The organism is Sinorhizobium fredii NGR234 (assembly GCF_000018545.1).
Lineage (GTDB): Bacteria > Pseudomonadota > Alphaproteobacteria > Rhizobiales > Rhizobiaceae > Sinorhizobium > Sinorhizobium fredii_A.
This window is the reverse complement of sequence record NC_012587.1, coordinates 591,587-604,448: the sequence shown is the minus strand read 5'-3', so window position 1 is coordinate 604,448 and position 12,862 is coordinate 591,587. Positions and strand designations below refer to the sequence as shown.

General features: G+C 63.2%; 11 protein-coding genes. 7 read left to right on the top strand and 4 right to left on the bottom strand.

What is annotated here, in order from left to right:
• Nucleotides 1-26 precede the first annotated feature (26 nt).
• Together NGR_RS14090 and NGR_RS14085 are read right to left on the bottom strand one after the other, a co-directional pair.
• Nucleotides 27-446 (bottom strand): DUF1284 domain-containing protein, encoded by a 420-nt coding sequence (locus NGR_RS14090; protein WP_012707129.1) that lies wholly within the window; start codon nt 444-446, stop codon nt 27-29.
• A 51-nt stretch (nt 447-497) separates the two neighbouring features.
• Nucleotides 498-1,166, bottom strand: a complete 669-nt coding sequence (locus NGR_RS14085; RefSeq protein WP_012707128.1) for a GntR family transcriptional regulator — start codon at nt 1,164-1,166, stop codon at nt 498-500.
• Nucleotides 1,167-1,338: 172 nt separating this feature from the next.
• Between NGR_RS14085 and NGR_RS14080 the strand changes: the two genes are divergently transcribed.
• The gene (locus NGR_RS14080) at nt 1,339-2,034 is read left to right on the top strand and encodes an HAD family hydrolase (RefSeq protein ID WP_012707127.1); all 696 of its coding nucleotides are present in this window, start codon (nt 1,339-1,341) and stop codon (nt 2,032-2,034) included.
• A 382-nt stretch (nt 2,035-2,416) separates the two neighbouring features.
• Entirely contained in the window at nt 2,417-3,523 is a 1,107-nt protein-coding gene (locus NGR_RS14075) for a branched-chain amino acid ABC transporter substrate-binding protein (protein ID WP_012707126.1), read from the top strand.
• Between the two features lie 95 nt (nt 3,524-3,618).
• On the opposite strand, the gene NGR_RS14070 is transcribed toward NGR_RS14075, so the two are convergent.
• Nucleotides 3,619-4,167 (bottom strand): hypothetical protein, encoded by a 549-nt coding sequence (locus tag NGR_RS14070; RefSeq protein WP_012707125.1) that lies wholly within the window; start codon nt 4,165-4,167, stop codon nt 3,619-3,621.
• A 408-nt stretch (nt 4,168-4,575) separates the two neighbouring features.
• Between NGR_RS14070 and thrC the strand changes: the two genes are divergently transcribed.
• From thrC to NGR_RS14050, 4 genes are all read left to right on the top strand, one after another.
• Complete coding sequence (gene thrC, locus NGR_RS14065; RefSeq protein ID WP_193377893.1) at nt 4,576-5,982, top strand: threonine synthase; 1,407 nt, start codon at nt 4,576-4,578, stop codon at nt 5,980-5,982.
• A 14-nt stretch (nt 5,983-5,996) separates the two neighbouring features.
• On the top strand, nt 5,997-7,295 hold the full coding sequence (locus NGR_RS14060) for a M16 family metallopeptidase (RefSeq protein ID WP_012707123.1): 1,299 nt from the start codon (nt 5,997-5,999) through the stop codon (nt 7,293-7,295).
• A 265-nt stretch (nt 7,296-7,560) separates the two neighbouring features.
• Nucleotides 7,561-8,172, top strand: coding sequence for a GNAT family N-acetyltransferase (locus NGR_RS14055; protein ID WP_012707122.1), 612 nt, complete (start codon nt 7,561-7,563; stop codon nt 8,170-8,172).
• Nucleotides 8,172-11,084, top strand: coding sequence for an EAL domain-containing protein (locus NGR_RS14050; RefSeq protein ID WP_164924199.1), 2,913 nt, complete (start codon nt 8,172-8,174; stop codon nt 11,082-11,084). Before NGR_RS14055 ends, NGR_RS14050 begins: the two co-directional genes overlap by 1 nt.
• A gap of 24 nt (nt 11,085-11,108) precedes the next feature.
• Here NGR_RS14050 and NGR_RS14045 read toward each other — a convergent pair whose 3' ends face one another.
• Nucleotides 11,109-11,714 (bottom strand): YqgE/AlgH family protein, encoded by a 606-nt coding sequence (locus NGR_RS14045; RefSeq protein WP_012707120.1) that lies wholly within the window; start codon nt 11,712-11,714, stop codon nt 11,109-11,111.
• A 247-nt stretch (nt 11,715-11,961) separates the two neighbouring features.
• Between NGR_RS14045 and NGR_RS14040 the strand changes: the two genes are divergently transcribed.
• On the top strand, nt 11,962-12,804 hold the full coding sequence (locus tag NGR_RS14040; protein ID WP_164924198.1) for a protein-disulfide reductase DsbD domain-containing protein: 843 nt from the start codon (nt 11,962-11,964) through the stop codon (nt 12,802-12,804).
• The last annotated feature ends 58 nt before the right edge of the window (nt 12,805-12,862 follow it).

Below are 12,862 nucleotides of genomic sequence, written 5' to 3'. Positions count from 1 at the left end.
TTTTCTGCACGTCTGGGCGACATGCATTAGCTCTGAACCAGGGTCCCTTCGAAGCCGTCACGGGCGATGCGCGTGCAAAACCCGGACCATTCGCATTCATGGCAGGCGGCGCGGATCAGACCGGCCGCGAAGGCGGCGCGCAAGGCATCGAGGCGCTGACCGTCGAGGTTGAGAATCGAGCCGGCCTTGAGCGCGATACCAAGTCGCTCGCCAATTGCCGCCAGAGCCCACGCGTCGCGGTCGCGAATGTCGGTGTTGCGGCAATGGGCTTCGGGCCGATCCAGCATCGGGACGCAGATGTCGTCCGGCCCTTCGACGATCTCGATTGCTTCGCCGTTCGAAAGACGTGCGGCAATCAGGCGAAAGTTGCCCGTGAAGGCGGGGGTGTAGCCCTCGCCGACGAAGGTGAGCAGACAGAGGAGATGATGTCCCCGAAGTCGAACCATCAGAACGGCCGATCCTTCTCCGTTTGCCGCACGAGTTTACGACAAGAGGGCCTAGCCGACGATAGAAAAGGCGTCGCGAACTTCCCCGCCTGCTGTCTTCACCGGCGTTTTCCCAATCCAGCCGACATGGCGCTCGAGGATGATGGCCGCCTCCTCGCCCCTTCCCTGCCGCAGCGCCGCGAGGATGGCGCGGTGGTCGTGGTCGGTGCGCGCCTCCCAACTGGAACGCCAGGCGGAGAACAGGAACCGGGCGCTTGTCGCATGCAGGTCGTCGATCGCGGCAAGCAGGCGCGGCATGGCGCACGGCTCCAGGATCAGCCGGTGGAAGGCCCGATTTGCCGCCTCCCAGTTGCGCACGTCGCGCGATCTTTCGGCTGCAACCGTGGCAGCCTCGGCGCGATCGAGAATGGCAGGCGTCAGGTGGGGTATGGCATGGCGGAGCGCCAGCACCTCCAGCGCGGCGCGCATCTCCGCCACCTCGCGCACCTCCTTGAGATCGAAGGAAGCGACGCGCACGCCCCGACGCGGCTCGCTGACGGCGAGACCCTGCGCCTCCAGGCGTCGGAACGCCTCGCGTACCGGCACATGACTGGCGCCGAACTCCTCGGCGACATGGTCCTGACGCAACCGCTCGCCCGGCGACAGCGTGCCGGAGATGATCCTCTCGGCGAGCGCCCGGCTGATCCGGCTTGCAAGCGTGTCGTCGTGTTCCTTCTTCATGCGCTACAGATAGAGGCCCAGCACGGGCCTGTCGAGCAAGCTACAACCACCGCAACACGATTTCCAAAGGTTGAGCTTTGATCTGCCATCGTATAAATCTGCCGGGATCCTATTTCCGCGCTGCACTTCAGCTCCTCCCCTGCCAGCGGCGCCTCTCTCCCAAGGACGCAAAATGACCGGTATCGACCTCATCATCTTCGACTGCGACGGCGTTCTCGTCGATTCGGAAATCATCGCCTCGGAAGTCCAGGCAGAACTGGTGAGCGAGGCGGGCTTTCCGATCAGCGTCGAGGAAATGAACGAGCGCTTCGCCGGCCTGACCTGGCGCGACACGTTGCTGACGATCGAGCGGGAAGCCAGCATCCCGCTTTCCGCCTCGTTGATCGACCGTGTCGACACCATTCTCGACAAGCGGCTGGCCCGTGACGTCAAGATCATCGACGGCGTCAAGCCGGTGCTGCTGCAGCTGACGCTGCCGCACTGCATCTGCTCGAACTCGACCTCTGCGCGGCTCGCAACGATGCTCGGCAAGGTCGGCATCAAGGATCATTTCGGCAAGCATATCTACTCTGCGCGCGATCTCGGCCCCGACCGGGTCAAGCCGAAGCCGGACATCTTCCTGCACGGCGCCGCCCAATTCGGCGTCGATCCGGCACGCGTCCTCGTCATCGAGGATTCGGTGCACGGCGTGCATGGCGCGCGCGCCGCAGGCATGCGCGTCGTCGGGTTCACCGGTGGTTCGCACACCTATCCCTCGCATGCCGACAAGCTGACGGACGCGGGCGCGGAGACCGTCGTCTCCCGCATGGCGGCGCTGCCGGGCGTGATCGCTGCGCTTGCCGAATGGTCCGAGTCCCTGACGGCCTGATCGTCGCGACGCACGACCCCGATCAGTTTTGCTCCGGCGACCGCCGGCGCTGACGACCCCGCAAGCGGCAACGGCATGTCTTCTTAAATCGACCTCGATGTAAGGACGAAGACATGCAGCAATTCAAAGTGCTACAGCGACCTTTGCGCGCCTGATAAGGCGCGCGGCGCTGTAGGCGCGCGCCGCGCGCGAAGGACGGCATGTCGCGTTGAAAGACGCCTGGCTTTCCTCCCAGAATCCGCGACTTTTCCGACGGCTCAGGAGGGCTATATCAACACCGACGACTGCATGGTCCCGATTGAGGACCACGCAGCAGTTCAAAGTGCTACAGCGGCCGTCGTGCGTCGGGGCCGGTAGCGGTTAGTTCCAAGGAGGAAACACGATGCGTCTTTCACTGTTGACCGGAATGACCTTGGCTGCCGGCATGGCCTTCGCGCCGCTCGCCCATGCCGACATCACGCTCGGCGTGATCACCCCGCTCACCGGCCCGGTCGCGGCCTTCGGCGAGCAAGTGAAGAACGGCGCCGAGGCAGCCGTCGAAGCGATCAACGATGCCGGCGGCATCAAGGGCGAAAAACTCGTCCTCAAGATCGTCGACGACGCCGGCGAACCGAAGCAATCCGTTTCGGTGTCGAACCAGCTCGCCGGCGAAGGGGTACGCTATGTCGTTGGGCCGGTGCTCTCCGGCACTGCAATGCCGGCATCCGACGTGCTCGCCGAGAACGGCATCCTGATGGTCACGCCAACGGCAACCACCCCCGATCTTACGACGCGCGGGCTCTGGAACGTGCTGCGCACCTGCGGCCGCGACGACCAGCAGGCCGTCGTCGCTGCCGACTATGTCGTGAAGAACCTCAAGGACAAGCGCGTCGCCGTGCTGCACGACAAAGGCGCCTATGGCAAAGGCCTCGCCGATGGCTTCAAGGCCGCAATCAATGCAGGCGGCATCACGGAAGTTGTCTACGAGGGCTTGAACCCCGGCGAGAAGGACTTCAGCGCCATCGTCACACGTCTCAAGGCAGAGAATGTCGACGTCGTCTATTTCGGCGGCTACCACGCCGAGGCCGGCCTGATGATCCGCCAGATGCGCGACCAGGGAGTCAACGCGCAACTGATCGGCGGCGACGGTCTCTCCAACACCGAGTTCTGGGCGATCGGCGCGGACGCTGCCGAGGGGACGATCTTCACGAATGCCAGCGACGCGACCCGCAACCCGGCCGCCGCCCCGGTGATCGAAGCGCTCAAGGCGAAGAACATCCCGGCCGAGGCCTTCACGCTCAATGCCTATGCGGCTGTCCAAGTCATCAAGGCGGGCATCGAGATGGCGGGCTCCGCCGAGGACGCGACAGCCGTCGCGACGGCGATCAAGTCCGGCGAGGAGATCGACACTGTGATCGGCAAGCTGACCTTTGGCGAAAGCGGCGACCTCACCTCGCCGAGCTTCTCGCTCTACAAATGGGAAGCCGGCAAGAGCGTCGCGGCCGAGTAAGCGAGCGCTGACGAGGAAACGCCGGGGCTGTGCGCCGGCGTTTGTTTTTTAGGCGTTGCAATGGAGCGGGATCTGCTCCTGCACTGCCGCGCCTGCTACTGCTTCGCCTTCTGCGGCCCCTCGTCGAAGCCGACGAAGATCTTGGCGTCCGATCCGGCGCCGGCCGGCAGGGTGACGTCGGCCTTGGTGAAGACGAACTGCGTGGTGGTGCTGCCCGTGGGAATCTCGACCGGGTATTGCGTCAACTCGGAGTAGAGCGTCTTTTCCCCGTCGGTCGCGGCGACACGGATCGGCATCGTCAGCTTGCCCGGACCGCCGGCGGGACCGGCCACGACGCGGCCCTGGGCGACCACGGTCACTGTCAGGGAGTCTGCGCTCTGCACGCATTGCCGCGTGGTGTCGGCCAGCGACGCCTGATAGACGACCTTGGTCGGATCGTCCTTCCCGCCCTTGGCATAGGTGCGGTAGGAGGCGGTGCCGTCTCTCAGCATCACCGGCGGGCAAGCCGCCTGGATCACCGCCGGCGTCGGCGCGTTCGCGTTGCCCCCCGCTTCGATGGCGCCGCCGTTTTGCGTCTGGTTACAGCCTGCGGCGACCAAAAGGACAGACATTGCGAGAAGATGGCGAGACACATTGCCAGACACGTTGCACGACCCCTACTGAACCGGTGAGACTTTGAGATCACGGCAACCGCGCCCAGTTGGGCCAAGGCCGTCGCAATCCCTTCCATGGCTGGAGCAGGAACCCATGCACAAATCCCCTCCTCCTCCAGACCGACGATTGGTGAAGGCCTTTCTCGACCTTCGGGCATCGTCTATAGCAGCGGCAAATCGAAAAATCGACCGGTCGGCCGTCGCAAGCCCGAATTTCCGAAGAAGCCCGGAAATTTGCCATGGTGACAAGAATGGCCGGGCGATTTTCGGCGAACTGGAACAAATAGGTGGCCGGCCGGCGGTTCTCCCTTAAAGGATATGCAACGCCGGCGTGATAGCGCGGCAGGGGCGATCGTCCGCCTGAATGCCTGCTGGAATTTTGAGATGCGGTAAGGAAGGATGAAGACGGTGAAGTATATCTCGACGCGCGGGGAAGCAGCGCCCCTCGGTTTCTGCGACGCTCTTCTGGCAGGGCTTGCCCGGGATGGCGGCCTCTACCTGCCAAAGGAATGGCCGACCTTCTCGAAGAAGGAAATCCGGGCGCTGCGCGGCAAATCCTACCAGGAAATCGCCTTCACGGTTCTCCAGCCCTTCACAAACGGCGAAATCCCGGCGGCGAAGTTCCGCGAGATGATCGACGGGGCCTACGCCACCTTCCGCCATCCGGCCATTGCGCCGCTCGTCCAGACCGGCCCCAACGCATTCGTCATGGAACTCTTCCACGGTTCGACGCTGGCCTTCAAGGACGTCGCCATGCAATTGCTGGCGCGCCTCATGGACCATGTGCTTGCCGAGCGCGGCGAACGGGCGACGATCGTCGGGGCGACCTCCGGCGATACGGGAGGTGCAGCGATCGACGCCTTTGCCGGTCGGGATCGGACCGACATCTTCATCCTCTTCCCGCATGGAAAGGTCTCGCCGGTCCAGCAGAGGCAGATGACGACCGCCAATGCATCGAACGTGCATGCGATCGCCGTCAACGGCAATTTCGACGATTGCCAGAACCTGGTCAAAGCCATGTTCAACGACACGGCCTTTCGCGATCGGGTCAAGCTGTCGGGCGTCAACTCGATCAACTGGGCGCGCATCATGGCGCAGATCGTCTACTATTTCACGACGGCAATCGCGCTTGGCGGCCCGGACCGGAAGATCTCCTTCACCGTGCCGACCGGCAATTTTGGCGATATCTTCGCCGGCTATGTAGCCAAGCGCATGGGCCTGCCGATCGACAAGCTCATCATCGCCACCAACGAGAACGACATTCTGGCGCGCACGCTGAAGACCGGCCGCTACGAGATGCGCGAGGTGAAGGCGACGACGTCGCCGTCGATGGACATCCAGATCTCGTCCAACTTCGAGCGGCTGCTGTTCGAAGCCTTTGGGCGCGAGGCTTCCGAGGTGCGCGCCGCCATGGCAAGCCTCAAGCAATCCGGTTCCTTTGCGATCGAAGAGGGCGCCCTGAAAAAAATTCGCAAGGAATTTCGCGCAGGGCGCGCCTCGGAGAAGCAGGTGGCCGCAACCATCCGCGACACTTTCAAGAAATCGGGCTATCTCCTTGATCCGCATACGGCAATCGGCGTCTCAGTCGCCGCCAAGCACGAGAAGCCATCGGCACCGATGGTGGTTCTCGGCACCGCCCACCCCGCGAAATTTCCCGACGCGGTAAAATCGGCAAGTGGTATTGACCCCACGCTTCCGACGTGGCTTGCTGATCTGATGACTAGGGCGGAGCGTTTCGATATCCTGGATGCTGAGCTGAAAAACGTCGAAACCTTCATCGGCGAGCGTACCCGCGTTCAAAAATAGAACGAAAGATACGGATGATGAAAGTTGAGTGCACCCGGCTCCCTTCCGGGCTGACGGTGGTGACCGAGCGAATGCCGCATCTGGAAAGCGTGGCGCTCGGGGTCTGGATCAAATCCGGTTCGCGCAATGAAACCGTGGATGAACACGGAATTGCGCATCTGCTGGAGCACATGGCTTTCAAGGGGACGAGACGGCGCAGTGCGCGCCAGATCGCCGAAGAAATCGAAAATGTCGGCGGCGAGGTCAACGCCGCCACCTCCACCGAGACGACCTCCTACTACGCCCGGGTGCTCAAGGACCATGTGCCGCTGGCGATCGACATCCTCGCGGACATTCTCACGGAATCGACCTTCGACGAGGAAGAACTCCGGCGCGAGAAGCACGTCATCCTGCAGGAGATCGGCGCGGCCGACGACACGCCGGATGACGTGGTCTTCGACCGCTTCGCCGAGACCGCCTATCGCGACCAGACGGTCGGACGGCCGATCCTCGGCACGCCCGAAACGGTGATGTCGTTCACACCCGGCCAGATCCGCCAGTATCTCGGCCGCAATTATACGACTGACAGGATGTTCATCGTTGCCGCCGGCGCCGTCGACCACGACTCGATCGTGCGCCAGGTCCAGGAGCGCTTTTCCTCCCTGCCCGTCGCGCCGCTGTCGCCTCCGGTTCTCGATACGGCGCGCTATACCGGCGGCGACAGCCGCGAGAGCCGTGACCTGATGGACGCGCAGGTGCTGCTCGGCTTCGAAGGCAGGGCCTATCACGCCCGGGACTTCTACTGTTCGCAGATCCTCGCCAACATCCTCGGCGGCGGCATGTCCTCGCGCCTCTTCCAGGAAGTGCGCGAACATCGCGGGCTCTGTTATTCGGTCTACGCCTTCCATTGGGGCTTTTCCGATACCGGCATCTTCGGCATTCATGCCGCGACGGGCGGCGAGAACCTCCCCGAGCTGATGCCGGTCATCATCGACGAATTGCGCAAGTCCTCGACGAGCATCGATCAGCAGGAGATCGAGCGGGCCCGCGCGCAGATCCGGGCGCAACTGCTGATGGGACAGGAAAGCCCGGCGGCCCGCGCCGGCCAGATCGCCCGCCAGATGATGCTCTATGGGCGCCCCATTCCGAACGAAGAACTGATGGAGCGGCTGTCCGGCATCACGATAGAGCGGCTGACCGATCTCGCCGGTCGTCTTTTCTTCGATACGGCCCCGACGCTTTCGGCGATCGGCCCCCTCGATCAGCTTGCCCCGATGAGCGATATTCTGTCGTCCCTGAACACCAAGTCCGCCGTCCACGCCCTCGCCGGCTAGCGGGAGCCATCGCCATCCGCAAAAATTGCCGGCGGGCGTCCGCGAGACCCCCCGTGTTTTTCTTGCACGTTCTTCAAAATCGGATTCGATTTAGGCGTTGACTTGTGCAACGCTTCGCAATGACACAGCGCCTTCGAACCGTTGAATGATGGCGCGATCCGAGCCGGAATATCGGTCCGGCTGCGTAAGTTAACCTGAGCGGGTTGAGAAGGACTATGAAGCCGATCTCCGCCCGCCGGCATGCGAGTTTGGCCCGGAGGCATATATGGCGCGATCGGTGTTTCGGTTCCTGTCCCGGCAGCCCGAATCGGTCGAGATCGCCAACGAGGACTACCTTCTTCGCCTCCCGCGCTATGCCGACTATCGGCAATGGTATCAATTGCGCAGCGCAAGCCGCAGCTTTCTGGAACCGTGGGAACCGTCCTGGCGCACCGATGAGATGACCGAAAGCGCGTTTCGCGGCCGCGTCATTCGCAACGAACAGGAATTCGCTTCCGGCCAGGCGGTGCCGCTGTTCCTTTTCCACAAACACGACGAGGTCCTCCTCGGCGGTCTGACGATCGGCCATATCCGCCGGGGTGCCGCGCAGAACTGCATGATCGGCTACTGGATGGGGCAGAAATATGCCGGCCAGGGCCACATGCACGCAGCCCTGCAGCTGACGATCCCCTACATCTTTTCGACCCTCGAGTTGCACCGTATCGAAGCAGCCTGTATTCCAGAAAACACACGGAGCATTCGGCTCCTTGAAAAGGCCGGCTTTGAACGCGAAGGCTACTTGAGACAGTACTTGAAGATAAACGGCCAGTGGCGCGATCACCTGATGTTTTCGCTTCTGTCCGCGGATGCCGTACCGAGCAGGAATATGCCCCTTTGATGCCCCTGACCCGCAAGCCGTTCGCATCGTCCACCGCAAGGCTGGCGGCGTTTCTGGTCGCATTCGCCGTCTTCATCTTCGGTGTCGCGGGCGGCGTTGCCCATGCGCTCGAGCCCGTGAAGATCTCGCGCGAGGACACGGCGCTCGACCTGACCGCGACGACGGAAATCTATTCGGGCCGCGGCGAGGCTTTCCAGGTGTCCACCGCCCCCGGAACGGACGGCATCGTGCGGCGCATCGAAGTCAGATCGAGCACGGAGCATCACCAGGGCGACTGGGCCGTCTTCGCGCTCGCCAATGTTTCCGAAGAGCAGCTCGAACGGGTGATCGTCGCGCCGCACTTCCGGCTGGTCAATTCGAAATTGTTCTGGCCGGATCTCGGCTCGCAACGCATCCTGTCGATCACGCCGAGCGAGGGTTTCGCCCTCGACCGGCAGCCGAGCGACGAGGCGGATGTCTTCCGTATCACGCTCAACCCCGGCGCCGTCATCACCTTCGTCGCCGAGCTTGCAACGCCGGAGCTGCCGCAGATCTATCTCTGGCAACCGGATGCCTACAAGGACACGGTCAACGCCTTTACGCTTTATCGCGGCATCGTGCTCGGGATTGCCGGGCTGCTCGCCGTATTCCTGACCATTCTTTTCGTCGTCAAGGGCACCTCGATGCTGCCGGCAACGGCAGCGCTCGCCTGGGCGGTCCTTGCCTATATCTGCGTCGACTTCGGCTTTCTGTCGAAGCTGATCAGCGTCACGGCGGGCGACGAACGCATATGGCGCGCCGGGACGGAAGTCTTTCTGGCGGCGGGGCTGGTCATCTTCCTTTTCACCTATCTGAACCTCAACCGCTGGCACCAGCATCTCGGCTATGCGACGCTCGCCTGGATTCTCGGCCTGGCATTGCTGTTCGGCGTCGCCGTCTACGACCCGGCCATCGCGTCGGGCATTGCGCGCCTCTCATTCGCGCTGACGGCGACCGTCGGCATCGTGCTGATCGCCTATCTCGGCTTCAACCGCTACGACCGCGCCATCCTTCTCGTGCCCGCCTGGCTGCTGATCCTCGTCTGGCTTTTCGGCGCGTGGCTCGCGGTCACCGGGCAACTCGCCAATGATATCGTCCAGCCGGCGCTCGGCGGCGGTCTCGTGCTGATCGTCCTTCTGATCGGCTTCACGGTCATGCAGCACGCCTTTGCCGGCGGCGCCTACCAGCAGGGCCTCTTCTCCGACCTCGAGCGGCAGGCGCTGGCGCTGACCGGCTCGGGCGACACCGTCTGGGACTGGGACGTGGCGCGCGACCGTGTCGTGACGATCCCGGATATTTCGCACCAGCTCGGGCTCTCGCTCGGCACGATGAACGGACCGGTCCGCAACTGGGTGCCGCGGCTGCATCCGGATGACCGCGACCGATTCCGCGCGACCCTTGATGTGCTGCTCGAACATCGGCGCGGACGCTTGAACCATGAGTTTCGCGCCCGCGCCGAGGACGGCCACTATCACTGGCTTTCGATCCGGGCGCGGCCGGTGCTCGGCGCCAATGGCGAGATCATCCGCTGCGTCGGCACCATCGTCGACATTACCGAGCAGCGCAATTCGGTCGAACGGCTCTTGCAGAACGCGCTCCTCGACAACCTCACCGGCCTGCCCAACCGGCAGGTGTTCCTCGACCGCCTGCAGGCGATCCTCTTGATGTCCGACGGCACCAACGCCGTTCGGCCGACCGTTCTCGCCATCGATATCGACCGCTACAAGCAGGTCAACGACCTGCTCGGGATCGCCGCCGGCGACAATATCCTGATTGCCTTGACGCGGCGTCTGCGGCGGTTGCTGCGCCCACAGGACACCTTGGCCCGGCTCGGCGGCGACCAGTTCGGCCTGATCCTCATGTCCGAGCGCGACCCGGCGAAGATTGCAGATTTCGCCGATGCGGTCAGCAAGGCGATCATGGTGCCGCTCAATTACGGCAACCGCGAAATCAACCTCACCGCATCGATCGGCCTCGTATCCTGGCTCGATCAGGAGCAGAGCGCCGCAAGCCTGCTCGACGACGCCGAGCTTGCGATGTTCCGCGCCAAAAAGGAGGGCGGCAATCGCGTCGAGCCCTTCCGGCCGGCCTTCCGGACCTCCGGTTCGGATCGCCTTCAGCTCGAAGCGGACCTGAAGCGGGCAATCGAACGCAAGGAGCTGTCGCTCGTCTACCAGCCGATCGTGCGGTTGAGCGACGCCGAGGTCGCCGGTTTCGAAGCGCTGATGCGCTGGGATCATCCGAAGCGCGGCAATGTTTCGCCGACCGAGTTCATCCCGATCGCGGAAAACTCCGACATCATCAACCAGCTCGGCATGTTCGCTTTCGACCAGGCGACGAGCGACCTTTCGGAGTGGCAGATCCAGACCGGCGATCTGCCGATCTTCGTCTCGATCAACCTTTCGAGCGCGCAGCTCCTCAACAGCGGCCTTTATGACGACGTCCGCGCCATCCTCAACAAGAACCGCTGCGATCCGGCCAAGGTGAAGATGGAACTCACCGAATCGCTGGTGATGGAAAACCCGGAACAGGCCCGGCTCGTTCTCGAAAAACTGAGGGAAGCGGGATTGCGGCTTGCCCTCGACGATTTCGGCACCGGGCATTCGTCGCTTTCCTACCTGACCCGTTTCCCCTTCGACACCATCAAGATCGACAAGGCGCTGGTCCGCGATCCAAGCGACAAGCGCGGCGTCGTGCTGCGCTCGGTGATCGCCATGGCGCGCGAACTCGACATGCGGGTCGTCGCCGAAGGCATCGAGTCGGAAGAGGATGCGATCCAGCTCGCACAGATGGGCTGTGATTATGGCCAGAGCTTCCTGTTCGGCCCGCCCGTCGGATCGGAATCGATCCTGCGGCTCCTGAAAGAGCGGTTTCCGCTTATGAAGAGGGCGTAACGGCGGGAAGCGGCAGCATGTCTGTCAGGCGTGGCCGGCGTCAGAGGACAGCATTGCCGGAGAGATGCCCATCAAAGCAAGCGCCCGATCGTATTTCTCGTCGAGGTCACGGCTGAAGATCAGTTCCTCGCGCGCCGGGCACGTCAGCCAGCCGTTGCTGGAGATTTCGTTTTCGAGCTGCCCCGGTCCCCATCCGGCATAGCCGAGCAGCATCGTGGCCTTGAGAGGCCCCTCGCCGCGCGAAATGGCCTTGACGATGTCGAGCGTCGCGGTGAGGCAGATGTCGTCGCTGACCGGAATGCTTGAATCGCTGAGGTAATCGTCCGAATGCAGGACGAAACCACGGCCGGTCTCGACGGGGCCGCCAGCCTGAATCTGGAATTCGCGCGCCGCCGAAGGCAGTCGGATCACTTCGTCGGGATCGAGCAGTTGCAGGTGCAGGAGCACGTCCGGGAAGGTCAGCCGCTGGGGTCTGTTCAGCACGAAGCCCATCGCGCCGTCTTCCGAATGGGCGCAGACGAAGATGACCGTGCGGGCAAAATTGGCATCGAACATACTGGGCATGGCGATCAGGAACTGACCGTCAAGGAAACCACGTTCGCGTATCTTTTGCTGCACCGCTGTCGCCATAGTGAAGATAGCCTATCAATTCGGCGCGAAATGAAAAGCGCCTCTGCGTGGCGCCGGCCGATATTTGCACGCACGACGCTCTTCCGTGCTGGTTTGGAGCTCCAACGACCGAAAAGAAACAGGTCCGCATGAATTGGAACCCAGTATGGGCAGAACCCCATCACCCGGCGTCGCCGATCAAGCAGATATGATCGCCGAGCTCCCGCGACGGCTAGAGACGGACGCTGAAACGCGCTAGTGCTAAGCCATGAACAGACGCCGAACCAGGAAGAAGATGGCTCAGGGGCTCGCGAAGGCAAGCCTTCTCGCCGCTATTTTTTTGCCGATGCCGTCCCAGGCCGCCAGCAGTGCGTGGGTGACCTCCCCCGGCGGAGCGATCCGTCTGGTGGCCTCCCAACCAAGACCGGACGGCTCCATTCCCGCGATTGTCGAAATCAAACTGGAGCCCGGTTGGAAGACCTACTGGCGCGATCCCGGCGCGAGCGGCATACCGCCGCAGGTCACGTTCGATCCGAGCGGCGGCGTCGCCCTGGAGGCGATTCGTTTTCCCGCACCCAAGACCTTTGGCGAGGGACCGGGGCGCTATGTCGGCTACGACAGCTCGGTTGCCTTCCCGCTGGTGCTGAGACGGGTGAGCGACGAAAAGGATCTGGCGGTCCGGGCTACGGTGTTCCTCGGTGTTTGCGAAGACATCTGCATCCCGGTTCAGGGGACCCTTGATCTCACCCTCAAGGGCGGCGAATTCGACAATCCGCTGGACGGCGCGCGCATCGAGAAGGCCGTCGCATCGCTTCCGGAGCCGCCGTCGGACGACTTCAGGATCATGAAAGCCGCCTTCGATGCGGCTGGCGGGGTCATCCACCTTGATCTTCGGCTTCCGCGAGATGCGGGCAAGCCGGAAATCTTCCTGGCCGGGCCTGCGGGGTTCGCCTTCGGTGCACCTGTCGTGGGCGACGCGGCGGGCGCCGAGCGCCGTGTGGACATTCCTTTAAAGCTCTCCGGCAAGGACCGGAAGGTTGCCGGCAAACCGATTGCGCTCACGGTGCGCGCCGGCGATCGCAGCATGGAAACCACGCTTGCCTTTGACTGACGTGCTCCTATAGTCCCTCGCAGGCTCGGCGCCCCAAGGCCGGACCATGAAGTGAAAT